This window comes from Shewanella algicola, assembly GCF_014648035.1.
Lineage (GTDB): Bacteria > Pseudomonadota > Gammaproteobacteria > Enterobacterales > Shewanellaceae > Shewanella > Shewanella algicola.
Map to the genome: position 1 here is coordinate 102,019 of NZ_BMQI01000004.1, position 26,204 is coordinate 128,222.

Genomic DNA, 26,204 nt, shown 5'->3' on the forward strand with positions numbered 1-26,204 from the left:
TTTTCTTAAAATTGAATTGTCGCTGTACCTTTTATTCACCACTAGACAACCCAAAACAGCCTTCAATTAAATAGAAAAAACACTGAGGATTAAAGTGATTTTTGTTAAAGGTCTAAAGAAAAGACAAAAATTCAGCCGGATAATACAAATTATTATCGCTATATCACTGATTTTTGGTCTGATACATTTATGGCAAGCCAGTTTGCGAAATGGTCAAAACTTACTTAACTCGCAAACTAAAGTGATGGCTCGCTTACTCGCACAACAGGCTGCTAATGGCGCAGCACCCGCTATGTATTTACAAAATGACGAACAACTTCAATGGTTAGCGTCTGCATTAGCCGCTGATCCTAAAGTTATGTCAGTGAATATTTATAATTCGCAAGGCGTTAGGCTAGCCTTTGCTCAAAGTGTGTCATTTGAGCAGCTAGAAGCAGACTCAGAAGCATTAAAAGGTTTATTGAAACCTTACCCACCATTAATCGAAAATGTGATCCAAGATGACAACAATCTCGGTTATGTTGAGGTACGCCTAAACTTGGATATCTTTTTTGACGAGATTAAAATTTTGCACGAACAAAACATGGAGCTTCAGCAAATGATGTTAATCGTTGCTGGCTTTATTGGCTTGTTGTTATCTCGTTCGCTATCATTTAAGCGAGCTGATTTCGACCGCCGCAAAACACGGGCTAAACTGCGCAAAAAACCAAAGAGAGTTGCCTTGGTTGCGGAGTCTACGCAAACAGAAAATGATACTGTAGATAAAAAGCCCCTCACCTGAGGTGCTGCACGCTGGAGATAAAAAAAGGGGCGCTCAATGAGCACCCCTTTTTAATATAACGTTATAGATTACAGTGTTAATGCTGCATCTAAAGTCATCACGATCATGTCGTTGAAGGTAGTTTGACGCTCATCAGAAGTGGTTTTTTCACCAGTACGGATGTGGTCAGATACAGTCACAACACATAATGCTTTAGCACCTAATTCATGTGCTACGCCGTATAAACCTGCCGCTTCCATTTCAACGCCTAATACACCCATTTTTTCCATCACGTCAAACATCTGTGGATCTGGAGTGTAAAATAGGTCAGCTGAGAAAACGTTACCTACACGGATTTTAGTGCCGTGAGTTTTAGCAGAATCGACCACTGCGCTCATTAAGCTAAAGTCTGCAATTGCTGCAAAATCATTATCTTTAAAACGTAAACGGTTTACTTTAGAGTCAGTGCAAGCACCCATACCAATGATCACGTCACGTACTTTTACGTCAGTGCTAATAGCGCCACAAGTACCAACACGGATTAAGTTTTTAACACCGTAGTCTTTGATAAGCTCATGAGCATAGATTGAACAAGATGGAATACCCATGCCGCTGCCCATTACAGAAATACGCTTACCTTTATAGGTACCCGTAAAACCTAGCATGTTACGAACATCTGTTACTTGCTCAACATTTTCTAAAAATGTTTCAGCAATGTATTTTGCACGTAATGGATCGCCTGGAAACAGTACAGTTTCAGCAAAAGCACCTTCTACAGCATTAATATGTGGTGTAGCCATGTTATAACCCCTATGTTTCTATTTTATTTGATCTTGCTTTAATAATATCGACAGTTTAGCAAACACATTGAACTATATATAGAACCGTCGTTTGAAAATGTGACTAATTAATAAAAGATTCACCATAATTCATTGGTTCTAGCTTAAAGTAGCTCGCAATAGACTGGCCGATATCAGCAAATGACTGACGACGGCCTAATGAACCTGCAGGTAAACCTGCTCCATAAGCTAATACTGGTACACGTTCACGAGTGTGTTCTGTCCCTACCCAAGTCGGATCGCAGCCGTGATCTGCGGTAAACACAACCAAATCGTCTGGCTGTAAAATCGCAAAAAGTTCAGGTAAACGAGAATCAAAGTACTCTAATGCTTTAGCATAACCGGCAGTGTCACGACGGTGGCCATAATGAGAGTCGAAATCAACAAAGTTAGTAAACACGATGGTGTTATCACCTGCGCGTTTGATTTGCGCTAATGTTTCGTCAAATAACTCTTCTAATCCTGTCGCTTTAAACTTTTGCGTAATACCGCTGTGGGCATAAATGTCAGCAATTTTACCAATACTAACCACTTCACCGCCGGCGTCTTTCATTTTATCTAAAATAGTAGGTGCTGGGGGTAATACCGCATAGTCATGTCGATTACCAGTACGAGCAAAATCTGCAGGGCCAGTACCAACAAAAGGACGCGCAATAACACGGCCGATGTTATAAGGCTCAAGTTCTTCGCGAGCAATTTTGCATAAGTTGTACAGGTTTTCTATACCGAATGTTTCTTCATGGCATGCCACTTGAAATACCGAGTCAGCAGAGGTGTAGAAAATAGGCTTACCTGTTTTCATGTGCTCTTCGCCAAGCTCTTCAAGAATTTGGGTACCAGATGCATGACAGTTACCTAAAAACCCGTCTAAGCCAGCACGTTTAAGAATTTTATCTGTCAGCTCTTTCGGGAAAGAGTTGGTTAAGTCACTGAAGTAACCCCATTCATACAGAACAGGTACACCCGCCATCTCCCAGTGACCACTTGGAGTATCTTTACCAGAACTGAGCTCGTCTGCATGGCCGTAAGCACCAATCACTTCTACATCAGCATTAAAGCCATCAGCAAATTTACCCGTGCTCTCAAAGCCTGCATGACCCAAACCTAACTTAGCTAAGTTAGGCAGCTTTAAAGGTCCTTGACGGCCTACATCAGCCTTGCCTTCTGCACACGCCTGAGCAATGTGGCCAAAAGTATCAGAACCGACATCACCAAATTTTTCAGCATCGGTAGCAGCCCCCAGGCCAAAAGAATCTAGCATTAAAATAAAAGTACGTTTCATTGTGTTTTCCTTTATAAATCTGAAGCGCGAATGTAGCGATAAATTTCAGGCGTCTTTTCAGGCGCGTTATCACTCACCACGATTGCTTGTTGAACTGCCGCAGCAGCTTCTGCAAAGGCGTCTTCAGATTGAGCATGGATCATCGCTAACGGGACATCTTTGTTAACTTCTTGACCCAATGCACAAACTTGAGTTAATCCGACACTATAATCAAGCGCGTCACCCGGTTTGCGACGTCCACCACCTAACGTGACAACGGCTAAACCAAGCTCGCGGGTATCCATTTGGTAAGCAAAGCCGGAAGTATTGGCATAAACTGGACGAATAATCTTCGCATGAGGCAGATACTTGTCATAAGCCTCAACAAAATCAGTTGGACCGCCTAAACCAGAGACCATTTTAGCAAATGCTTCAGCTGCTTTACCATTATCTAATACAGTATTTAGTTTATTACGAGCATCGGCTTCGTTTTGTGCAATACCGCCCAAAACAAGCATTTCAGCACATAAGCCCATAGTGACAGCATATAAACGTGGGTTACGGTATTGACCAGTTAAAAACTGAATAGCTTCGCGCACTTCAACCGCATTACCCGCACAAGAAGCCAATACTTGGTTCATGTCTGTCAGTAATGCAGTAGTTTTAGTACCCGCGCCATTAGCAACGGCGGTAATACTGCGAGCTAATTCTTCAGACGCTTCGTAAGTAGGCATAAATGCACCGCTACCGACTTTGACATCCATGGCTAGCGCATCAAGACCTGCTGCCAATTTTTTCGATAAAATAGAAGCGGTAATAAGCGGGATAGACTCAACAGTAGCAGTGTTATCACGAATAGAATAAAAGCGTTTATCAGCAGGCACGAGATCGCCAGTTTGGCCGATAATAGCCACACCAGCCTCTTTTACCACTTTGCGAAATAACTCACTAGATGGCTCAGTTTGGTAACCAGGAATGGCATCAAATTTGTCGAGTGTACCACCGGTATGGCCTAAACCACGTCCAGAAATCATGGGTACATAACCACCACAAGCTGCTGCCATAGGGCCAAGCATCAGGCTAATAACATCTCCTACGCCACCAGTACTGTGCTTATCAATAATAGGGCCGTCTACTCGTAATGCATCCCAATTTAATACAGTACCAGAATCACGCATGGCACTTGTTAGTGCGATACGTTCATCCATATTCATGTCCTGGAAATAAACTGCCATACCAAATGCCGCAATCTGACCTTCAGATACGGTATTGTGAGTAATGCCATTAACAAAGAATTGGATTTCGGCTGTGCTTAGCGCTTCGCCGTTGCGTTTTTTACGGATAATCTCTTGAGCAAGAAACATAATACATCCCCCTTTAGGCAACCCATCACCTTTAGGATCGCCATTAATATAGGAATACTATCGTATGATAGTGTCTTTAGATAACGCATTGATGCGTCATCTAAAGTGAAGATAAAACCTAGCAGAACTCCACTAGACTATTGTCATTAGTAACCTGAAGTCGGTTTAGGCGCGTCTGACAACTCTAATGTGTGCAATAAGCTATTTAATAGGCTTGATGCGCCAAAACGGAATGTTTGGGGAGTCACCCAATCATCGCCTAAAATGCGTGCTGCTAGACCTAAAAACTCGGCGGTTTGTGCTGCATCACGTACGCCACCGGCTGGCTTAAAGCCAACGTTACGGTTTTTTTCGCTGATAACGGTTAACATAATTTCAGCGGCTTCTAATGTGGCATTAACCGGTACTTTACCGGTTGATGTTTTGATAAAGTCGGCACCAGCATCAATTGATATTTCAGATGCTTTACGGATTAGCGCAGGGTCTTTTAACTCACCAGACTCAATGATGACCTTAAGAATGGCCGCATCGCCACATTCTTCTTTACAGGCTTTAACAAGCTCAAAACCAACCGTTTCATTGCCGTCCATTAATGCACGATATGGGAATACCACATCCACTTCATCAGCACCGTAAGCAACAGCTGCACGAGTTTCTAATACCGCAATCGCAATATCATCGTTACCGTGTGGGAAGTTAGTTACTGTGGCGATTTTGATATCTTCACAGTCAAGCTCATTTAGCGTTTTACGCGCAATAGGAATAAAACGTGGGTAAATACAGATAGCGGCAGTATTGCCAGCAGGTGATTTAGCTTTGTGGCACAAGTCGATCACTTTTTGATCGGTATCATCGTCATTTAATGTGGTTAAATCCATTAAAGAAATGCCAAGTTGCGCCGCTTTTTTTAAATCAGTCATTATTGCTCTCCAAACGAAAAATCAAAGTAGATAAATTTTTATTCAGGCAACACTAGGTAACAGGCATATGATTATTATTATGGCCGGGCCTTCAGTATTGCCAGTAAATCTAGGTGATATTTACTAACCTAAGTATTCAATCTGATAACGAGTACCACGACTTGAATCCTTGAAGACCGGAAAAGATAAAACAAAGACAGTTGTTTCAACCATTCCGCGAAAAATCCATTTTAGCGCGCGAAAATAAAACTTTGTAGAGTACAAACCTTTATATAAAACTACGATACTTAGACAATAATTTTAGATAAAGATTTCAATAATTGGGTTGTTTTTTCTTTTTATTTTTAAAATTTGGAGCCGCAATCTGCGGCTCCAACATATTCACTATACCAATCTTAGAACTTGTATGTCGCTGTAAAGTAATGCGTGAAACCTGTAGATTCGAAGTACTTAGAATCTTCAATCAAGTACGCATCTTTATAGCCTTTCAAGCCATAACCAAGTGCAAAGCGATCTGAATGCCAGTGAATCCCCTGGTAAGAGATAATGCTTTGTTCTGCTTGAGAGCGACCTTGGAATTCATCATCAGCAATCTGCCAATCGATGTAACCTTGGTAAGATAGGAAGCTACCGTTTTCAAAGAAGTAGAAAGGTTTGAACCAGTTGGTGGCAATATGGATACCATTCCAATCTTTAGCTTCAATGTTGTAGTAACCCATTACGTTTAGGCCAATTTTACCTAACCATGGGATTTCAACATCAGAACCAAGACCGATCTTAGCGTTGTTTACATCACCGTCACCACGACCGTTTGATCCATCAGCGCTATAAATATTGTTCGCACCACCGCCCCATTCAAATAATGTTGCTATGTAAAGCTCTTTAACTGGACCAAAAGAAAGGTCTTTGCCAGTTAATGCATCTAAAGAAAGACGAGGAGCGAACTTCATGAACATTTTAGGAGAACCATCTTTGTCAGATGCATCATGTTCAGTTAAGTTAAACACATCAACGTAACCGTATAGGTCCCAAAGACCTGAACGACCGCCAAATTCCATCTCTAAGTAGTCATGACCAGTATGAGCAGCAGGAGAACGAGGAACCTCTTCATACGCATACATCAAGTTGAACTGCATCCATTTGTAATCATTCTTATGGATGTCGCCATCACTAAAGTCAGTAGCAGAAGCAGTAAAAGATGTTCCAGCTAGAGCAAGAGTACTTGCTAATGCAACAGTTTTTAAATTTATCATCATCAACCCCATATATTATTAAACTATCTTTTTGGATAGCACTTCTTTTCTAATCAATCGTATTTTACCGCTAATAGTACAAATCACAACAATTAATCGATAAAAAACGAATACAAAATTCTATTTTGTGAACAATATCGCGACATAATGCCTACATATTGATAACAACACTCATTGATACTAACTAGCGGTTTTAAAGCATCCTCTTTCGCAGTAATCAATCAGTTGTCGTGTCACATCGGAAATGGTGGATTAACACAAAAATCAATAACAATGTTCTTATTACACTGGGTCTCTATCGTTATAAGTGTAAAGACCCAGTGTGATAGGAGATAACCTCCTATCAATACTCTTAACTTAGATAGCTAAGAATAAACCTGCTAATGTCGCGCTCATTAAGTTAGCTAATGAACCAGCGATAACAGCACGGATACCTAATTTTGCAAGGTCATGGCGACGTGAAGGAGCCATAGCACCTAAACCACCAAGTAAGATTGCAATAGAAGATAAGTTAGCGAATCCACACAGTGCAAATGAGATAATCGCTTTAGTACGATCAGTCATCACTGCTTGTGTTGCTTCAACTAAGATACCGCCATCAGCAACATCTTTTAGGTATGGAGCAAAGTTTAAGTAAGCAACGAATTCGTTTACAACAATCTTTTGACCGATGAAAGAACCTGCAACTAATGCTTCGTTCCAAGGTACACCGATTAAGAATGCTAAAGGCATGAAGATATAACCAAGGATAAGTTCTAGAGTAATACCCTCTAGACCAAACCAACCTGTTACACCACCAATGATGCCGTTGATCATGGCAATTAAGCCAACGAATGCAATCAACATTGCACCAACATTTAACGCTAGGCTCATACCAGATGAAGCACCACCAGCAGCAGCGTCTAATACGTTAGCTGGCTTATCAGGATCTTCTGGTAACTCATCCATTTCGTTAATAGCAGTTTCTGTTTCAGGGTGCATCAGTTTGGCCATTAATAGACCACCTGGTGCTGCCATGAATGACGCTGCAACTAAGTATTGAATAGGTACACCCATTTGCGCGTAACCCGCTAGTACAGAACCAGCGATTGAGGCTAAACCACCCACCATGATGGCGAATAATTCAGACTGAGTCATTGTGGCAATGAACGGACGAACAACTAAAGGCGCTTCAGTTTGACCAACAAAGATGTTGGCTGTAGCAGACATAGACTCTGTACGGCTTGTGCCTAATGCTTTTTGTAAACCACCACCAATAATACGAATGATCCACTGCATAATGCCTAAGTAGTAAAGCACTGCAATTAAAGAAGAGAAGAATACAATGACGGGTAATACGTTAATGGCAAAAATAAAACCAACTTTAAAGTTAGCTAAATCACCAAATAAGAAGCTAATACCACTTTGTGCATAACTAATTACACTTGATACAGCGTCAGAAACACCTTTCAGAATATCTTTACCGATTGGAACATATAATACGAAGCCGGCGAAGAATGCTTGAATTGCTAAAGCACCACCAACAGTACGTATACTAATTGCTTTTTTATTGTTTGATAGTAAGAAACCTATCGCAAGTAGGGTGACCACCCCTACTAAACTCATTAAAATATCCATTAATCATCACCCTTTTGTTAACAGTTTTTTTGAATGTTGTTAACTCACCTAATTTCCGTTGATGATTATAACTGAGCGTGAAACGAAAAGCGTCGTTTTGATCAACTTTTTAGAGTTTAATTTCAATCTCTTAGGCAATAAAACCAAAATTTACGCAATCCGTTTCAAAAAAAACAATTAAAGCTCAAACAGTTGCACTGCATTTTTATTCAACTGTTCTAATATACAGACAGTTTCAGTTTTCTTTAAAAATGAGATTTCGGACACAATTCTGGTTAATGTTAAAGGGGTATTACGTTGATTCACTTCATCGAAAGGACTCATACTGGGTGAATCCGTTTCTAATAAAAAGTGATTTAACGGTAAGTCAGTCACCGCCTGTCGAAGCTTTTTGGCACTAGGGTTGAGCAATAAACCACCAATTCCTAATTTAAAGCCGAGATCGATATATTGTTGAGCCACAATACTGTTTCCGTAAAAGCCATGTACCACACCTCCTCGGCTTAACTTGGCTTTACGTAGTAACCCTAATAATTCTTGATGCGCTTTAACCGCATGTAAAATCACTGGCAATTGATATTTTTGTGCAAGCTCTAATTGCTTCTCTAATATTAACAGTTGCTTATCAGACCAATTATGCAATTTATCTAAACCACATTCGCCCACGGCAACTAAATGCTTATTTTTTCTATATTGCTTCAACTTGGCATCTAGCTTACAAATGGCATCATCAATATCATCTGGTACATACCAAGGATGGATCCCTAGCGAAAAGTACCATTGATACTTTACAGCAATGTCCAGTTGTTTATCCCAAGCGTCCACAGTCACTCCAGGGATAATGGCAGAGGTAATGCCATGGGCAGCCATCGCTGCGACCAACTCAGTTCTATCAGCATCAAACTCTGGCATATCAAGATGAGCATGGGTATCGATCATTAATCACCTACTTAGCAAATGGCACCTATTTCGCCAACAATTGGAATCAATATAGTATCAAGCACACGCTCTTTGCTACGAACCTCTACACAAACACGTCATTTAGATACAGAAAGATACCATTGATACTGTGACGAGCCGCTTAAAAAACAATAAAAAAAGGTGGCCAAAGCCACCTTTTTAACATTAAAACAACATATCGATTAACAATTAGTGTTCGCGGGTCTTAGCAAACTCAATGTCTGGATAACGCTCCATCGACAAGTTTAAATTAACCATAGTTGGCGCAATATAAGTTAAATTATCACCACCATCTAGTGCAAGGTTAGGGCTGCACTTTCGACGAAACTCTTCAAGTTTACGCTCATCTTTGCAGTAAACCCAACGAGCAGTACTCACACTAATACCTTCGTAAATAGCTTCAACGTTATATTCGCTTTTTAAGCGTCCAACAACCACTTCAAACTGCAGTACACCTACAGCACCAACAATCAAATCATTAGAGTCAATCGGCCTAAACACCTGGACCGCGCCCTCTTCTGATAGTTGCACTAAGCCTTTGAGTAATTGCTTTTGCTTTAAGGGGTCTTTTAAACGAATACGACGGAACATTTCAGGCGCAAAGTTAGGCACCCCAGTGAAACGTATCTTTTCACCTTGAGTAAATGTATCCCCAATGCGCATGGTACCGTGGTTATGTAAACCGATAATATCACCTGGGTATGCAGCTTCAGCACGATTACGGTCACCCGCCATAAAGGTCAATGCATCGCTCACATTGACATCTTTACCAATACGCACATGGTGCATTTTCATGCCTTGTTCATATCTACCCGAACAAATACGCATAAAGGCCACACGGTCACGATGCTTAGGATCCATGTTGGCTTGAATTTTAAAAATAAATCCAGAGAACTTCTCTTCATTCGGTAGCACTTCACGAGCATCTGTTTCACGCGGCAGTGGCTTAGGCGCCCATTCAACGATGCCATCTAGAATATGGTCAACACCAAAGTTACCTAATGCAGTACCAAAGTAGACAGGTGTCAATTCACCCTTTAAAAATGCTGCTTGATCAAACTCATGTGATGCACCTGCAACCAGTTCCATTTCATCACGGATTTCTGCCGCGTAAGCACCCAGTTCTTTATCAAGCTCTGGGTTGTTTAACCCTTTAATAATACGTTTTTCTTGGATGGTATGACCCATACCACTTTGGTACAGAATCACTTCGTCACGCAGAATATGGTAAACACCTTTAAATTCTTTACCTGAGCCAATAGGCCAAGTAATCGGTGCACAAGCCATTTTTAAAATGTCTTCAACCTCGTCCATTAGTTCTATTGGATCACGAATGTCACGGTCACATTTGTTCATGAACGTCACAATCGGAGTGTCGCGTAATCGTGTCACTTCCATCAGCTTAATAGTACGATCTTCTACACCTTTGGCAGAGTCGATTACCATCAAACAAGAGTCTACTGCGGTCAGTGTGCGGTATGTGTCTTCCGAAAAGTCTTCGTGACCAGGCGTATCAAGTAAATTGACGAGTGCGCCACCGTAAGGAAATTGCATAACAGAAGTTGTGATAGAGATACCACGATCTTTTTCCATTTCCATCCAGTCTGACTTAGCATGTTGTCCAGACTTTTTACCTTTAACCGTACCGGCTTTTTGTAAAGCCTGGCCGAATAATAGTACTTTTTCGGTGATGGTGGTTTTACCCGCATCGGGGTGCGAAATGATGGCGAAGGTACGACGCTTGTCGACCTCAACGTTGTTGCCTGACATGTTAACCTTGCACTAGCCGCTAAAAAAGGCGCAAATTATAGCGCCTATCGATAGAATTGGCTAGGCAAAGTAAAGTTTAACCTTCGGCAGATAATGCCACTGACTTTTGGATCATGTTTTTCATTTTTGCTAATTCAATTCTGGCGTAGCGATGTTCAACAAAATCGTAAATATTTGTCGCTAATGTTAATCGATAAAAATTAGCGGCTTGTTGGTATTGCCCTTGTGCTGCAGCGTGTTTTGCTAAATAGAAATACGCTTCACATAAACGCTCAGCATATTCTTTAGGCTGTGACAAACCCACTTTTGCCGCGGCAAACACTTGCTCTTGATTAATTTTACCTAAATAAAAATCAACCAAAACACTCGCCCAATCTTGATTCTTTAACTGTTGACGTTGTAATGCTAAATCCGCTAATGCCTGTGTGTTATCAACCGCAGATGACATTAAATAAAGCCATAGCACCCGATAGCCATCAGTAGGGTCTCGCTCAAAGAATGCTTGCATATCTTCTATCGCTAATTGATAACGCTCACCATAGTACAAGGCGATGCCACGATTAAGGTAGGCATAATCGTAACCTGGTGATAATTCCAATACACCGTCAAAGGCCTCATAGGCACTTTCAAACTCGCCTTCTTGGGTGTAATAAATACCTAAAAAATTATACGCATCGGCTAAATCAGGCTGAAGCTTAATGGCTTGGTGAAAATCAATTCGACCTAATAAACGTAAACCAACGCTGTCGTAAATGACCCCGCGGTCGTAATGAAAACGTGCACGTTGTTCATCAGTGAGCTCCATTGTTGCTAATACTTCATTTAGCTTAGCGAGGGTCACTTCCATTTTATAATCAGGCATGACAGGCGCGACAATCATTTGCCCTGCAACATCTTCACTTGAACCTTGCGTTGCAGCACAGCCTGACAACAACATACTTACACCGACAGCAACGGCAATGACTGTGGTGCGTAGTTTACATTCCATTCGTATTACCTTATCAGGTTTTATTTATATTCAATATCATAGCAATCTGCTTATCTAAGAGCTATGGACTCACACAGATTATTTTAATAAACATAAAAAAAGGAGATCATATGATCTCCTTTTTAAGTCGCTTAACATGTTAGATTAAATTACTCAGCAGTATCCTTAGTCTGAGCTTCTTTAATTGACAATCTTACGCGACCTTGACGATCCACTTCCATTACCTTAACAGCAACTTCTTGGTTCATTTGTAGGTGATCCGACACATTAGCTACACGCTCATCGCTAATTTGCGAGATGTGTACTAAACCGTCTTTACCTGGAAGGATGTTAACAAACGCACCAAAATCAACGATACGGATAACTTTACCATTGTAGATACGGCCCACTTCAACTTCAGCAGTGATTTCTTCAATACGACGAATCGCTTCTTTAGTTGCTTCACCGTTAGACGATGCAATTTTGACTGTGCCGTTGTCATCAAGTTCAATCGTAGTGCCAGTTTCTTCAGTAAGAGCACGAATAACCGCACCACCTTTACCAATAACATCACGAATTTTTTCAGGATTAATCTTGATAGTCGTAATACGTGGAGCATGATCAGAAATATCATCACGGTGCGATCCAATTGCTTGGTCCATCACGTTTAAGATATGAACACGTGCACCGTATGCTTGTTGCAGTGCGATATCCATGATTTCTTTTGTAATACCTTCAATTTTGATATCCATCTGCAAAGCAGTAATACCATCACGAGTACCGGCTACTTTAAAGTCCATATCACCTAAGTGATCTTCATCACCTAAGATGTCAGAAAGTACAACGAAATCGTCGCCTTCTTTCACAAGACCCATTGCAATACCAGCAACAGAAGACTTAATAGGAACACCCGCATCCATTAATGCTAATGATGTACCACAAACAGAAGCCATAGAGCTTGAACCGTTTGACTCAGTGATTTCAGATACTACGCGAACGCTGTATGGAAATTCTTCAGCTGAAGGCATAACAGCATTCATACCACGCCATGCTAACTTACCATGACCGATTTCGCGGCGCTTAGGTGAGCCAACCATACCTGTTTCACCAACAGAATACGGAGGGAAGTTATAGTGAAGCATAAAGCGGTTAGTGCGCTCGCCCATAATGCTATCAATCTTCTGAGCATCACGTTCTGTACCTAATGTACAAGTAACTAATGCCTGAGTTTCACCACGGGTAAATAATGCACTACCGTGTGTGCGAGGTAACACACCTGCAAGTACGTTAAGCGCACGGATCATGTCTGGTTCACGACCGTCGATACGTGGCTTGCCACTGATAATACGACCACGAACAACTTTTTTCTCTAAGCTACCTAATAAGTTGTCTACTTCACGTAAATCAACATCAGCATTCTCAGCAACTAGTGCAGCTTTTGCCGCAGCTTTAACAACACCGACTTGAACATAACGGTCTTGTTTAACTTCAATTTGATAAGCTTCAGTTAATTCTGCTTCAGCAAGATCTTTGATTTTAGCAACTAAGTCTTGGTCTTGAACTGGTGCAGTCCAATCCCAAGTAGGCTTACCCGCTTCAGCTTTAAATTCGCCAATAGCGTTAACCACAACTTGTTGTTGGTCGTGACCATAAGTCACAGCGCCTAACATGATTTCTTCAGCTAGCGATTTAGCTTCTGATTCAACCATCAATACAGCAGCTTGAGTACCCGCGACAACTAGGTTTAAGTCACTAGTAACCAGTTGCTCTACACTTGGGTTAAGCACGTATTCGTTATTGATATAACCAACACGAGCAGCACCAAGAGGACCATTGAAAGGAATACCTGAAATTGCTAAAGCAGCTGAGGTACCAATCATTGAAATAATATCTGGCTCAATTTGTGGATCAACAGATACCACAGTGATGATAACTTGAACTTCGTTTTTAAAACCGTTAGGGAATAAAGGACGAATTGGACGGTCGATAAGACGGGCAATCAGAGTTTCATCTTCTGATGGACGACCTTCACGCTTGAAAAAACCACCAGGAATTTTACCTGCTGCATATGTTTTTTCTTGATAGTTAACGGTTAACGGGAAAAAGTCGCGGCTTAAATCGGCTTCTTTTTTACCCACTACGGTAACTAATACCGTGGTATCGCCCATGCTTGCTAAAACTGCAGCATTTGCCTGACGTGCAATGACACCTGTTTCTAAGGTGACGGTATGTTGACCATACTCAAAACTCTTTACAATTGGATTCACTTGACCCATTCCTTAATTTAATGACCTTTAATTACGCGCTCAAGTATACTTCAAATACTTTGAATAGTTAAATAGGCGCGATATACAGATTGATAAATATTTAAAATAATCATTTTACTACAGTAGAACATGCCATAAATCATCAATTTGTTATAGCGAGTTCGACATTTGTTACAAATAAGTTATCCAAGGACAGGTTTTACCGACATTGTTAATGACAAAAGTGTTGAATTTGACTAAAGTTAACGCAGTGATAAGCATCTATGATTGAAGGCCAAAAGGATATAACCAATCATAAAATGGGTTTTATTAAAACTCAGCGATCATTTGTGTTTATCGCATCTACAACACAACCAAATAACGTAAAATTAGTCACTTATAAGACATGGAATACTAGATGCCCCCCAGATTTAAGTCTCTAACATGGAAACAGACTAACCTAGTGGTATTTACTGCTTTGTTTTTTGCTATTGCTATTTTTGTTGTCGAAATTGCCATTCAAGTCATCTCAACTAAAAACCAATTAGCCGATGCACAACAGGAGTTACTCAATTCTGTAGAGCAAACCACCACCAATGCTGTCTGGTCACTCGATGACAAACTCGCCAGCCAAACGCTCCAAGGGATCATAAAAGTCGATAATGTGGGTTCCGCTGTTATTGAACTTGATGATGGTTCGATGTTTGTATCGACAGCCAATCGTGCCAGTAATTCATTAGGAGCCTATGCGAGTTTAAGTCAACGACTGTTTGGTGATTTAAAAGAAATATCGCGTCCTTTGTATCGTCCATCTTACTTTGAAGGTAATCAGCGACAGCAGCAGCTTATCGGTACTTTAACCGTTTTTTACGATACACAAAAATTGACTAACAAACTGTTTGGTCAACTTCAACTAGGGTTAATCGCCACCTTAGCCAGAGCATTGTTGCTAACATTAGTATTGACTGTAGTATTTCATCGATTTTTAACTCAACCGATAGCTCAGATCAGTGAGGCTATTGATAAAATTGATCCTGACTCTCCCGATGAAAACTTATTACCCATGTCGCCAGCCCATAAAGATGATGAATTAGGCTTGGTCACCAGCAAGTTCAATCAAATATTATTGCAGTTTAGCCAAACCCAAAACAAATTACGCAAAATGGCGACTCGTGACCCACTTACCGGCTTACCTAATCGCACCTTATTGCTAGAAACCTTAAATGTCACTATTCAACGCTCACGGGTACACAAACGACACTTTAGCCTATTATTTATCGATTTGGACCGCTTTAAAAACGTCAATGACTCGCTTGGTCATGCGCTTGGTGATCAGTTTTTGGCACGTATTGCACGCATATTAGAGCGTGTGGTTGGCGACAGAGGCAGTGTGGCGCGCCTTGGTGGTGATGAGTTTGTTATTTTGGCAGACGAAATCCAAACCCCTGCTCAAGCCGCCGACTTTGTTGATAAATTATTAATTCAATTAAATACACCAGTGCAATTAAATGAACATGCAATTCACCCAGCTGCGTCAATTGGGATCTCAATATACCCAGAAGATGGTGATACCGCAGAAGATCTAATCCGCCACGCTGACATTGCCATGTACAGTGCAAAAGCCGCGGGGTCCAACCAATGGTCCTTCTTTAAGCAACAAATGACCGAACGCGCTGCTGTCAGACTTCGCACAGAAGCCTCATTGCATGATGCATTGAAAAACAATGAGTTTTTGCTGTATTTTCAACCTAAGTTTGATTTAAATACTCATAAAGTGGTTGATTGTGAAGCGCTGATACGTTGGCAAAAAGATGGGCGCTTGATAAGCCCAATGTCATTTATCCCTGTAGCCGAAGAAACTGGCATTATCATCCCTATTGGACGCTGGGTCATTGAGCAAAGTTGTAAAGTTATCCGTGAATGGCAGCGAAAGTACAATTATGCCATCCCTATTGCGGTGAATGTCGCATCACAACAGTTTGCTGATGCCAGTTTAATTTCAGATATAAAGCAATTGGCCATTCGTTATCAAATTAATCCAGAATTACTCGAGGTTGAAATTACAGAAACGTCATTAATGAATGATGTCGAACAAGCCATCATTAAGCTAGAACAACTTAAAACAGCTGGTTTTGGTATCGCCGTTGATGATTTTGGTACGGGTTATTCCTCCTTATCATATTTACGCCATCTCCCCATTACGACTATGAAAATCGACAGAGCCTTTGTGAGCGACTTGCCAAAAGACAGTGCAATTGCGTCAACAATCTTGATGCTTGGGCAACAATTAGATTTCTCGATTGTCGCTGAGGGCATTGAAAACGATGAGCAACTACAGTGGCTTAAAGATAATAACTGTGAGATCGGCCAAGGGTTCTTTTTTAGCGAACCATTGCCATTAGAAGAATTTGAACAACAGTATATTGCAGCAAATACAGCCAAAATTCTGCACGTATAATCTCATCGAATCGAGTGTGTTGCGTACTCTGAACATTATGATTGCTGCATCATGATTGCAACTACCAGAAATGTAATGATGGGAAATACCTGACATTAAATTGTAGACAATAAAAAAGGAGGCCATAAGCCTCCTTTTTTACGGTTTGCCGCTTAGTTACACTAAGCAACACATCGAATTAACGACGTAAACCTAACTTCTTGATTAGATCAGCATAACGAGCTGCATCAGTACGCTTTAGATAAGCTGTAAGCTTACGACGAGCGCTAACCATGCGTAATAAACCACGACGTGAGTGGTGATCATGGATGTGCTCTTTAAAGTGACCTTGAAGGTGGTTAATTTGAGCAGTTAACAAAGCTACTTGAACTTCAGTTGAACCAGAATCGTTTTCGCCGCGACCAAACTCAGCCAAAATTTTTGCTTTTGCTTCAGCACTTAGTGACATGTGTATCTCCAAAAAAAGTAAATGTATCTCTAGCCGATCACTAACTCAGCCAGAGCGAGCGCGGTATAATAACGAGATTAACCTGTAACCGCAATAAAAAAACACAAAAAACCGATCTATTTGTACCGTTATGACTGCTGTGTATCTTCATGCATAACAATAAGGCGTTTAGGTGCTAATAAACCATCGTCATTCATCATACCAATGCCAACAAACTTGCGTTCATCACCTATTGTTATTCGAACTAAACAATCAGGTTTTAAACCCGCTGCTTGAATCGCTTGTCCTTGCATGACGTAATAAAGCATGGCATCAGGTAGGTTAATTTCAGGGAAATTAGCCACCGCAGTATCCATAGGCAACAACAAAGGATCAAGTAAGGTTTTAGGCGCGATCTCTTGCTCTTGAGCCTGAGCCAATAATGCTTCTAGCTCAGCCAAACTGACCATCTTTTCATATGGATAGTCTGCAACTTGAGTGCGGCGCAACATAATCACATGCGCACCACAACCTAACATCTCACCTAAGTCATCGATAATAGTGCGAATGTAAGTCCCTTTAGAGCAGTGAATGTCTAGGGTTAACTCATCACCTTCAAGCTTAATAAAGTTAAGCTCAAATACCGTTATAGGACGCGATTCACGCGGCACTTCAATGCCTTCGCGCGCATATTTATACAAGGGTTGACCTTGGTATTTTAACGCTGAATACATCGACGGAATTTGTTGGGTGGTTCCACGAAAGAACTCGAGCTTTTCATCTAAAAGAGCTTGAGTAAAATCCACTGGACGCGTTTGCACAACTTCGCCGTCTGAATCACTGGTGTCAGTACGTTGACCAAGCTTTGCTGTGACAAGGTAACGTTTATCAGCATCGAGTAAATGCTGAGAAAACTTAGTTGCCTCACCTAAGCAAATCGGTAACATACCAGTGGCTAATGGATCTAATGCCCCGGTATGGCCGGCTTTATTAGCATTAAAGATGCGCTTAACCCTTTGCAAAGCAAAGTTAGAGCTCATGCCAGTATCTTTATCGAGTAATACGATTCCGTCGATGAAGCGACCTTTAGGGCGACGAGCCATTAATCTTGCTCCTTGTCACCATCAATAGAATCACTGCTTTCTGATGCTTGTGGGTCATATTGCTGCTGTTTAGCTTTATCTTTGTTGATGACCTGAGTTACTAGGTTAGACATACGCATGCCTTCTACCAATGAGCTGTCATAAACAAAACGTAATTCAGGCATAACACGTAATTTCATACGCCCTGCCACTAATGTACGAATATATGGGGCTGCAGCACTAAGTGCGTCTACTTTTTGTTGTACAAGCTCAATGTCTTCTTCAAAAAAAGTCACAAACACTTTTGCATAGCTTAAATCACGTGAAACGTCTACGTCGTTTACGGTAACAAAGCCTATGCGGGGATCTTTCATATCGCGTTGTAACACCATTGCAAGTTCTTGCTGGAGCTGTTGGGCGATACGTCGAGTACGACTAAATTCTTTTGCCATGATGATGTGCCATAACGTTAGGTATACAATCAAAAAGGGCGGCTAATGCCGCCCTTCCAATGGTGCTTATAAGGTGCGAGCTATTTCGACTGTTTCGAAGACCTCAATTTGGTCTCCTACTCGAACGTCGTTGTAGTTCTTCACGCCGATACCACATTCCATGCCATTCCGGACTTCTTGTGCATCGTCTTTAAAGCGACGTAATGATTCAAGTTCACCTTCGAAGATAACCACGTTTTCACGTAGTACACGGATTGGCGCGCTGCGCTTAACCAAACCTTCAGTAACCATACAACCGGCAATAGCACCCAGTTTAGGCGACTTAAACACATCACGAACTTCAGCAAGACCAATAATTTCTTGTTTAAATTCTGGTGCAAGCATACCAGTCATTGCAGCGCGAACTTCATCAATTAGGTTATAGATGATGCTGTAATAACGTAAATCAACACTTTCAGCTTCAATCGTTTTACGAGCCTGTGCATCAGCACGAACGTTAAAGCCAACAAGGATTGCATTAGAAGCTGCAGCAAGTGTTGCATCAGTTTCAGTTAATGCGCCTACGCCACGAGCAATAATGTTCACTTTAACTTCGTCTGTAGACAGTTTAGTTAATGAATCACAAATTGCTTCTAGTGAGCCTTGTACATCCGCTTTAAGGACGATGTTCAGCTCTTGTACTTCACCTTCTTCCATGTTTGCAAACATGTTTTCTAGCTTAGACTTCTGCTGACGAGCTAACTTAACGTCACGGAATTTACCTTGACGATAAAGTGCAACTTCACGTGCTTTACGCTCATCACGAACAACTGTTGCTTCATCACCTGCTGATGGCACACCTGAAAGACCTAAAATCTCAACAGGAATAGAAGGACCGGCTTCAGTGATTGCTTTACCGTTTTCGTCTTTCATCGCACGGATTTTACCGTACTCTAAACCACACAAAACGATATCACCTTGGCGTAATGTACCTTCTTGAACCAAGATAGTTGCCACAGGGCCACGACCTTTATCAAGTTGTGATTCAATAACCACACCAGCAGCCATTGTATCGCGTACAGCTTTAAGCTCTAACACTTCAGCTTGTAACAAGATACCTTCTAACAACTCATCAACACCGTCGCCTGTTTTGGCTGACAAGTGGACGAACATGTTGTCTCCACCCCAATCATCAGACATAACACCATGTTGAGAAAGTTCGCTCTTAACGCGGTCAGGATCAGCTTCAGGCTTATCCATTTTGTTAACTGCTACGATTAACGGCACGTTACCAGCTTTAGCATGTTGAATAGCTTCAATCGTCTGCGGCATTACGCCGTCATCGGCAGCAACAACCAGAATAACAATATCGGTTGCCTTAGCACCACGAGCACGCATCGAGGTAAACGCTGCGTGACCAGGAGTATCAAGGAAAGTGATCATGCCATTGTCAGTTTCAACATGGTATGCACCGATGTGCTGAGTAATACCACCGGCTTCGCCATCGGCGACTTTAGCTCGACGAATGTAATCAAGTAGTGATGTTTTACCATGGTCAACGTGACCCATGATAGTTACAACTGGCGCACGTGATTCTAAAATAACGTTATCATCACGGTCTTGCAGTACTTGATGTTCTAATTCGTTTTCACGGATTAGAACCACTTTATGACCCATTTCTTCTGCTACCATTTGGGCAGTTTCTTGGTCAAGTACTTGGTTAATGGTTACCATTGAACCCATTTTCATCATTTGCTTGATGATCTCAGTGGCTTTAATTGCCATTAAGTGAGCAAGTTCAGAAACGGTAACAGTTTCACCAATACGCACATCACGTGTTACCGCTGCGGCTGGTTTGTTAAAACCATGAGCCATAGACTGCGGTGCTGTACTGCGGTTACGCATGTGTTTTTCACGACCGTCACGCGCATCTTTACCACCACGTTTTTTGTTGGTGTTTTTGTTGCGTGCACGACGACCACGTTTTTCATCATCTGCATCTGAGCTATCTTCAGCTGCACGAGCAACTTTAGACGTCGTAATGTGGTGATCGCTGTTCTTCTCGGCTTCTAAACGCAAGCGCTCTTCTTCGGCCCAACGCTTCGAGTTTTCTTCAGCTAATTTGCGGGCTTTTTCTGCCGCCTGTGCTGCTTCTTCTTTCTGCTTTTCGGTTAATACCGCTTCTTGAGTTGCTTTTAAGCGCTCAGCTTCAGCTTTTGCTGCTGCCGTTTCCGGATCGGTTACTTTAGGCGCTTTTGGCTCTGCTTTCGTTTTTTCTGATTTCACTTTGGCTTCTGCTTCTGCTTTTTTCTTGGCTTCTGCATCAGCTTTAGCTTCTGCTGCTGCCTTTGCTTTTGCTTCTGCTTCGGCCTTTGCTTTAGCTTCTGCTTCTGCTTCGGCTTTGGCTTTTTCTTGCGCTTCTAATTCAGCTTGTTTCGCTAAATCAGCGTCATCACGTTTAACAAAAGTACGTTTCTTACGAACTTCCACTTTCACGTCTTTAGACTGGCCACCCGTACTCGCAACGCTTAACGTTGATACAGTTTTACGCTGAAGCGTCATTTTAGTCGGTGCAGAATCTGCGCCGTGCTGTTTTTTCAGAAAATCTAAAAGCTGCTGCTTTTCTTGTTCTGAAACGCTGTCTTTTTGTTGCTTCTTAATACCAGCATCTGAGAATTGTTCGATTAAACGCTCAACCGATTTTCCCACTTCTGCTGCTAATTTTTCTACACTTGTATCTGCCATCAATTAAATCCCCCTGTTGATCGACTTATGCTTCTTCGCCAAACCAACAGATGTTGCGGGCAGCCATAATAAGCTCACCTGCTTTTTCTTCTGTTAATTCTTCAATATCAATTAAATCGTCAATACCTTGCTCGGCCAAGTCTTCTAAAGTCACTACGCCTTTGCTCGCTAGAACATAAGCTAAATGTCTTTCTAATCCTTCCAATGCTAATAAATCATCACTTGGCTCTGCACCATCTAACGCTTCTTCAGTAGCTAGAGCTCTTGTAGAGATAGCTGCTTTTGCACGTTCACGTAATGCCGCGACGATTCCTTCGTCAAAGCCTTCTATAGCGAGTAGTTCAGATTCTGGGACATAAGCGATTTCTTCAAGTGAAGTAAACCCTTCATCAGCTAATACACCCGCAAAATCTGTATCTACATCTAACGAAGCTACAAACAAATCAATCACTTTCGCACTTTCTGCTTGGTGTTTCTTGTTCATGTCTTCTACTGTCATTACGTTTAATTCCCAACCTGTCAGTTGAGTCGCTAAACGTACGTTTTGGCCATTACGACCAATAGCCTGTGCTAAGCTGTCTGCTTCAACAGCGATGTCCATAGAGTGGTTGTCTTCGTCCACAATAATAGACGCAACATCGGCTGGCGCCATGGCATTGATCACATATTGAGCAGGATTATCATCCCACATCACAATATCAACACGCTCGCCACCTAATTCGTTTGATACGGCTTGTACACGTGCACCACGCATACCAACACAAGCACCAATTGGGTCAATACGACGGTCATTTGATTTGACTGCGATTTTAGCGCGCGCGCCTGGATCACGAGCAGCCCCCATAACCTCAATCATTTCGTCGTAAATTTCAGGTACTTCTACACGGAAAAGCTCGATTAACATATCAGGCTTACTGCGTGTTAAAAATAACTGAGCGCCACGAGCCTCAGGACGTACTGCGTACAATAATGCACGAACACGGTCACCAGGGCGGAACGATTCACGGCTAATTAAATCTTCTTTAAATAATACGCCATCAGCGTTATTACCTAAATCGACAACCACGCTTTCACGGGTACTTTTCTTAACGACACCAGTAACGATTTCGCCTTCACGCTCAATAAATTGTTCAACAATTTGTGCGCGTTCAGCTTCACGTACTTTTTGTACGATAACTTGCTTAGCGGTTTGCGTGGTAATACGGTCGAAAGCAACTGAGTCAATTTGATCTTCAATAAACTCACCCACTTGAATACCAGGCTCTTCAAACTGCGCTGCTTCAAGCGTGATTTCGCTGTATGGATTTTCTAAGGCTTCACCCTTATCATCAACCACCATCCAACGACGGAAAGTATCGTAGTGACCGGTTTTACGATCAATCGCAACACGAACTTCAATATCACCTTCGTATTTTTTCTTGGTAGCAGTTGCTAAAGCAATTTCTAGCGCTTCAAAAATTTTCTCGCGCGGAACGCCTTTCTCATTGGAAACCGCTTCTGCGACTAGCAGGATCTCTTTATTCATTTGGTCTTGCCTCGTTCTTCACCTGAAACTATCAAAACTTAGCGATAATGTTGCCTTTACGGATGTTATCCAAAGCAACAATCAAGTCTTTACCATCAACTTTGATGGTGAGCATTTGCCCATCAACACTAGTGATGACGCCTTTTAAATTTCGACTACCCGCAACAGGCATAGTCAACTGTACTTTCGCATCTTCACCAATGTAAGCGGCATATTGCGCTGCTGTAAATAACGGTCTATCTACTCCAGGCGAAGATACTTCTAATGTGTATTCTGTAGAAATTGGGTCTTCAACATCCATAACTGCGCTAACTTGACGACTGGCCTCAGCACAATCTTCAATGTTGATGCCATTCTCGTGATCAATAAACACACGTAGAATTGAATGACGACCAGCTTGAACATATTCAATGCCCCAAAGCTGAAAGCCTGACGCCTCAACTGGAACCGTTAATATTTCAACTAGCTTGGATTCTATTGTTGCCAAAAATGACCCCCAAAAAAAACAAAAAAAGGGCTAAAAGCCCCAGAGCAACCCGCAAAAACCACGGGGATTTAAAAGTCCATATAACAAAAAACCCCGTAATCACGAGGTCATTTTATTATAGAACCTGTAAATTGCGATTTAATTTCAACAGAAAATAAATCACAAGGAGCTGGTTGCGGGGGCCGGACTTGAACCGACGACCTTCGGGTTATGAGCCCGACGAGCTACCAACTGCTCCACCCCGCGTCAACTGCATGCAAGTATATTGATTTACGTCATATCTTGCAATAACTAATCAAACACAATCCTTGGTTTGTTAGTTAAAATTTGGTGCCGAGAGCGGGACTTGAACCCGCACGTCCGTTAAGACACAGCCACCTCAAGGCTGCGCGTCTACCAATTCCACCACCTCGGCGTCACCTGGTTTACTAGTCAGGAATTTTAGTTTCTGACTGTTCGGTTTGCACAGGCGCTTCATCAATGATTTGCTCTGCTGCAGTACCTAAATCGTTCCATTGATCATTCTGCTGTGTGTGGTTGGCACTTAAGTTACCAATCACTAAACTTAACGCGAAAAAACCAATCGCTAAGACAGCAGTTGAACGGGTCAGAAAATTACCTGAACCGCTTGAGCCAAATAATGTGCCTGAAGCACCGGCTCCAAAAGATGCGCCCATGTCGGCACCCTTTCCTTGTTGAATTAAAATTAAGCCTACTAGACCTAACGCAACCACCAAGTATACAACTATAAGAACTTCGTACATATTATTACGCGCTCATCGCTATGGTACATAAACTTAAAAACTCAGTTGAGTTCAGACTTGCACCGCCAATCAGACCACCATCAACATCAGGTTGGGCAAAGATATCTGCCGCATTATTGGGGGTAACACTACCACCGTAAAGAATCCTAATGTTCTCTCCAATAAATGGAGACACTTCAGAGAGGCGGCTGCGAATAAACGCATGAACTTCTTGTGCCTGCTCTGGTGTAGCGCTTTTACCGGTTCCTACTGCCCATAAAGGTTCGTAGGCGATAATTGCGTTATCAAAAGCCATGGTACCGTTTTTTTCAATTACTATATCTAACTCTTCAGCAATCACCTCAAAGGTGCGTCTTGCTTCACGAGCAGGTCCAGATTCACCAACACACAGTATGGGTGTAAGACCATTTTTTTGTGCAGCAGCAAATTTTTCTGCCACTATATTACTCGTCTCTCCGTACATACGGCGACGTTCGGAATGGCCGATAATGACATATCGACATCCTGAATCTTTTAGCATCTGCCCGGAAATTTCACCGGTGTACGCACCAAAATCATGTTGACTAAGATTTTGCGCGCCCATTCTAACAAGCGCTCCATCTAAGGTTTGCTTATTGGCTTCAAGCAGTTGCCTAACACTTTCAAGATAAATTGAAGGTGGGCATAAAACCACTTCAGCGGAATCATTTTGGAGCTTCGAGGCAAACTTCTTGAAAAGCTCTTCAGCTAATGCTGAATTACCATTCATTTTCCAGTTGCCAGCTACCATAGGACGTCTGAGTGCCATCACTGTCTCCTTTGAAAGCGGCGTGAATAATAGCGAACCACTTATCAAGTTACAATAGCTAAAAGGGGAATATTTCAGTTTAATGGTCGAAGCGTCTACTTTTTAAGCGCGCAACTACGTTACTGAATATTCAAATAATTAACATGCTGCTTTTACAGCCTCTGCGATACGATTTGCATGAGCAAGCACGAGTGAATGATCATCACCTTCAACCATTACACGAATCAACGGTTCAGTACCCGATTTACGCAGTAATACTCGGCCACGGACACCTAATTGCTTTTCGACATCAGCTTGTGCAGATTTAACCGCATCAGTATCGAGTGGATTAGTCGTTCCTTCAAAGCGAACATTGACCAACACTTGCGGTAACATTTTCATGGCATCAGTCAATTGCTCAAGGGATGCTTGCTGTCTTTGCATAGCGGCAAGCACCAAAATACCCGCAACGATACCGTCACCGGTTGTACCATGATCGAGATTGAGTATGTGACCAGAGTTTTCACCACCTATACGCCAATCATGCTGTTTAAGCATCTCCATGACATATCGATCACCCACTTTTGAACGAACAAATGGAATATCAAGTGCTTGCAGTGCTAAGTGTAACCCTAAATTTGACATTAAGGTACCCACTACACCGCCTTTTAAAATACCACGTTTTTGTGCATCTACCGCTAAAATATACAGTATTTGATCGCCATCTATGACTTCACCACGATTATTTACCATCATAATGCGATCGCCGTCACCATCGAGGGCAATGCCTAAATCAGCTTTTTCCGCTAAGACGGTTTCGCAAATTTTTGCCATTGAGGTAGCGCCAACTTTGTCATTAATGTTTAAACCATCTGGTTTATCGCCAATTGCGACAACATCAGCACCTAATTCGCGAAATACATTGGGGGCAATATGGTAGGTTGCGCCATGGGCACAATCAACCACAATTTTTAATCCCTCGAGGGTCTGATCTGCTGGGAAGTTACCCTTACAGTATTCAATGTAACGCCCAGCGGCATCTTCAATTCGTCTTGCTTTGCCTAGTAAGTGCGATTCCACACACACTAATGGTTTTTCAAGCTCGGCTTCTATTTCAAGCTCAATGGCATCATCGAGTTTACTGCCGTCGGTTGAGAAGAATTTAATGCCATTATCGTAATATGGATTGTGTGACGCACTGATAACAACCCCAGCTTCGGCTCTAAAGGTTCGTGTCAAATACGCTACAGCTGGCGTTGGCATTGGTCCAAGTAGTAATACATTTAAACCTGCAGCCGATAACCCAGCTTCTAACGCTGATTCAAATAAATATCCCGAAATGCGAGTATCTTTACCAATAATGACTTTTTGAGTGCCACTGCGAGATAATACTCGACCTGCCGCCCAGCCTAATTTTAATGCAAGCTCTGGGGTCATCTTGCCTGCCCCAACTTTACCGCGAATACCGTCGGTTCCAAAAAATTGTCTTTGTTTCACATGTCCCCACTTAAGTGATTCACTTTGTGATTAATATTATTATGTTTTTTGTGAATGCTATGCAC

At 41.9% G+C, this 26,204-nt stretch carries 21 protein-coding genes and 2 tRNA genes; 2 read left to right on the forward strand and 21 right to left on the reverse strand.

What is annotated here, in order from left to right; translation table 11 throughout:
- The first annotated feature begins 94 nt into the window (after nucleotides 1-94).
- A complete protein-coding gene (locus IEY42_RS03160) occupies nucleotides 95-781 on the forward strand; it encodes an AhpA/YtjB family protein (protein ID WP_188923900.1) in 687 nt (228 codons plus the stop codon).
- Nucleotides 782-849: 68 nt separating this feature from the next.
- Here IEY42_RS03160 and deoD read toward each other — a convergent pair whose 3' ends face one another.
- The 10 genes from deoD to pnp all read right to left on the reverse strand — a co-directional run bounded on the left by deoD (nucleotide 850) and on the right by pnp (nucleotide 13,978).
- Nucleotides 850-1,560: a purine-nucleoside phosphorylase gene (deoD, locus tag IEY42_RS03165; RefSeq protein ID WP_188923901.1), complete on the reverse strand. Its 711-nt coding sequence runs from the start codon at nucleotides 1,558-1,560 to the stop codon at nucleotides 850-852.
- Between the two features lie 103 nt (nucleotides 1,561-1,663).
- Nucleotides 1,664-2,881 carry a phosphopentomutase gene (locus tag IEY42_RS03170; RefSeq protein ID WP_188923902.1) on the reverse strand — a complete coding sequence of 406 codons (1,218 nt, stop codon included), beginning with the start codon at nucleotides 2,879-2,881 and terminating at the stop codon, nucleotides 1,664-1,666.
- A gap of 11 nt (nucleotides 2,882-2,892) precedes the next feature.
- The gene (deoA, locus tag IEY42_RS03175; protein WP_188923903.1) at nucleotides 2,893-4,224 is read right to left on the reverse strand and encodes a thymidine phosphorylase; all 1,332 of its coding nucleotides are present in this window, start codon (nucleotides 4,222-4,224) and stop codon (nucleotides 2,893-2,895) included.
- Nucleotides 4,225-4,370: 146 nt separating this feature from the next.
- The gene (gene deoC / locus IEY42_RS03180; RefSeq protein ID WP_188923904.1) at nucleotides 4,371-5,144 is read right to left on the reverse strand and encodes a deoxyribose-phosphate aldolase; all 774 of its coding nucleotides are present in this window, start codon (nucleotides 5,142-5,144) and stop codon (nucleotides 4,371-4,373) included.
- 395 nt (nucleotides 5,145-5,539) lie between these two features.
- Nucleotides 5,540-6,397 (reverse strand): nucleoside-specific channel-forming Tsx family protein, encoded by an 858-nt coding sequence (locus IEY42_RS03185; protein WP_229779892.1) that lies wholly within the window; start codon nucleotides 6,395-6,397, stop codon nucleotides 5,540-5,542.
- Between the two features lie 357 nt (nucleotides 6,398-6,754).
- Complete coding sequence (locus IEY42_RS03190) at nucleotides 6,755-8,014, reverse strand: NupC/NupG family nucleoside CNT transporter (RefSeq protein WP_188923906.1); 1,260 nt, start codon at nucleotides 8,012-8,014, stop codon at nucleotides 6,755-6,757.
- A gap of 177 nt (nucleotides 8,015-8,191) precedes the next feature.
- Complete coding sequence (locus IEY42_RS03195) at nucleotides 8,192-8,953, reverse strand: TatD family hydrolase (protein WP_188923907.1); 762 nt, start codon at nucleotides 8,951-8,953, stop codon at nucleotides 8,192-8,194.
- 210 nt (nucleotides 8,954-9,163) lie between these two features.
- Nucleotides 9,164-10,744, reverse strand: coding sequence for a peptide chain release factor 3 (gene prfC / locus IEY42_RS03200; RefSeq protein WP_188923908.1), 1,581 nt, complete (start codon nucleotides 10,742-10,744; stop codon nucleotides 9,164-9,166).
- A 76-nt stretch (nucleotides 10,745-10,820) separates the two neighbouring features.
- Complete coding sequence (nlpI, locus tag IEY42_RS03205) at nucleotides 10,821-11,732, reverse strand: lipoprotein NlpI (RefSeq protein ID WP_188923909.1); 912 nt, start codon at nucleotides 11,730-11,732, stop codon at nucleotides 10,821-10,823.
- A gap of 149 nt (nucleotides 11,733-11,881) precedes the next feature.
- Nucleotides 11,882-13,978 carry a polyribonucleotide nucleotidyltransferase gene (gene pnp / locus IEY42_RS03210; protein ID WP_188923910.1) on the reverse strand — a complete coding sequence of 699 codons (2,097 nt, stop codon included), beginning with the start codon at nucleotides 13,976-13,978 and terminating at the stop codon, nucleotides 11,882-11,884.
- A gap of 397 nt (nucleotides 13,979-14,375) precedes the next feature.
- On the opposite strand from pnp, the gene IEY42_RS03215 reads away from it, so the two are divergent.
- Nucleotides 14,376-16,415, forward strand: a complete 2,040-nt coding sequence (locus IEY42_RS03215; RefSeq protein ID WP_188923911.1) for a putative bifunctional diguanylate cyclase/phosphodiesterase — start codon at nucleotides 14,376-14,378, stop codon at nucleotides 16,413-16,415.
- A 178-nt stretch (nucleotides 16,416-16,593) separates the two neighbouring features.
- On the opposite strand, the gene rpsO is transcribed toward IEY42_RS03215, so the two are convergent.
- The 11 genes from rpsO to glmM all read right to left on the reverse strand — a co-directional run bounded on the left by rpsO (nucleotide 16,594) and on the right by glmM (nucleotide 26,139).
- On the reverse strand, nucleotides 16,594-16,863 hold the full coding sequence (gene rpsO, locus IEY42_RS03220; RefSeq protein WP_188917278.1) for a 30S ribosomal protein S15: 270 nt from the start codon (nucleotides 16,861-16,863) through the stop codon (nucleotides 16,594-16,596).
- 128 nt (nucleotides 16,864-16,991) lie between these two features.
- A complete protein-coding gene (gene truB / locus IEY42_RS03225) occupies nucleotides 16,992-17,945 on the reverse strand; it encodes a tRNA pseudouridine(55) synthase TruB (RefSeq protein ID WP_188923912.1) in 954 nt (317 codons plus the stop codon).
- Nucleotides 17,945-18,376, reverse strand: a complete 432-nt coding sequence (rbfA, locus tag IEY42_RS03230; RefSeq protein WP_188923913.1) for a 30S ribosome-binding factor RbfA — start codon at nucleotides 18,374-18,376, stop codon at nucleotides 17,945-17,947. The genes truB and rbfA overlap by 1 nt, the downstream gene beginning before the upstream one ends.
- Nucleotides 18,377-18,442: 66 nt before the next feature.
- On the reverse strand, nucleotides 18,443-21,100 hold the full coding sequence (infB, locus tag IEY42_RS03235; protein ID WP_188923914.1) for a translation initiation factor IF-2: 2,658 nt from the start codon (nucleotides 21,098-21,100) through the stop codon (nucleotides 18,443-18,445).
- A 25-nt stretch (nucleotides 21,101-21,125) separates the two neighbouring features.
- A complete protein-coding gene (gene nusA / locus IEY42_RS03240) occupies nucleotides 21,126-22,625 on the reverse strand; it encodes a transcription termination factor NusA (protein WP_188923915.1) in 1,500 nt (499 codons plus the stop codon).
- Between the two features lie 31 nt (nucleotides 22,626-22,656).
- Complete coding sequence (gene rimP, locus IEY42_RS03245) at nucleotides 22,657-23,112, reverse strand: ribosome maturation factor RimP (RefSeq protein WP_188923916.1); 456 nt, start codon at nucleotides 23,110-23,112, stop codon at nucleotides 22,657-22,659.
- A 170-nt stretch (nucleotides 23,113-23,282) separates the two neighbouring features.
- Nucleotides 23,283-23,358, reverse strand: a tRNA-Met gene (locus IEY42_RS03250).
- Between the two features lie 82 nt (nucleotides 23,359-23,440).
- A tRNA-Leu gene (locus IEY42_RS03255) sits at nucleotides 23,441-23,527 on the reverse strand.
- A gap of 13 nt (nucleotides 23,528-23,540) precedes the next feature.
- Nucleotides 23,541-23,876, reverse strand: coding sequence for a preprotein translocase subunit SecG (gene secG, locus IEY42_RS03260; RefSeq protein WP_188923917.1), 336 nt, complete (start codon nucleotides 23,874-23,876; stop codon nucleotides 23,541-23,543).
- A 4-nt stretch (nucleotides 23,877-23,880) separates the two neighbouring features.
- Nucleotides 23,881-24,663 carry a triose-phosphate isomerase gene (tpiA, locus tag IEY42_RS03265; RefSeq protein WP_188923918.1) on the reverse strand — a complete coding sequence of 261 codons (783 nt, stop codon included), beginning with the start codon at nucleotides 24,661-24,663 and terminating at the stop codon, nucleotides 23,881-23,883.
- Between the two features lie 138 nt (nucleotides 24,664-24,801).
- Nucleotides 24,802-26,139 (reverse strand): phosphoglucosamine mutase, encoded by a 1,338-nt coding sequence (gene glmM, locus IEY42_RS03270; protein WP_188923919.1) that lies wholly within the window; start codon nucleotides 26,137-26,139, stop codon nucleotides 24,802-24,804.
- Nucleotides 26,140-26,204 lie beyond the last annotated feature (65 nt).